Here is a 574-nt window from a genome sequence, read left to right as displayed (position 1 = left end):
ACCGATCCACAGACCATGGACCCGCACGCCGTCAACTCGGCCCCGGTTCTGGGTTTTCTCAACAATGTCTACGAAGGGCTGGTGCGCCGCGGCAAAGACATGACGGTCGAACCCGCGCTGGCCGTAAGCTGGGAGCCGATCGGAGAGGGTGAAGGCTGGCGATTCAAGCTGCGTGAGGGTGTGACCTTTCACGACGGCAGCACCTTCGATGCGCAAGACGTGCTGTTTAGCTATCAGCGGGCCTCAGGCGAGTCGGCGGATACGCGCAGCTGGTTTGCGCCGGTCAGTGAGGTGATCGTAGTCGATGACTATACGGTCGATATCATGACCTCAGCGCCGAACCCGCTGTTCCCGTCCTCGATCGCCAACTGGATGATCATGGATCAGGGCTGGACCGAGGCGAATGACGCCGTGGTGCCTGACAAGGAGACCGGCAACTACGCCACGGTCAATGCCAATGGCACCGGTGCATTCAAGGTGACGGCCCGCGAACCGGGGCTTAAGACCGTGTTAGAACCGCATGGCGACTGGTGGGGCGAGGTTGAACACAACATTACTCGCGCCGAGTTCAACC

1 protein-coding gene is annotated in these 574 nt (G+C 60.8%); it reads left to right on the top strand.

Going from position 1 to position 574, the window contains the following annotated elements; all coding sequences use genetic code 11:
* A partial coding sequence (locus ACR0E6_RS22820; RefSeq protein ID WP_480587708.1) for an ABC transporter substrate-binding protein occupies positions 1 to 574 on the top strand: 574 nt, incomplete at both ends.

It is taken from the genome of Ruegeria sp. AP12 (assembly GCF_056540025.1).
Note: the sequence above shows the minus strand (reverse complement) of the source record. Positions and strands in the feature narration are given on the sequence as shown.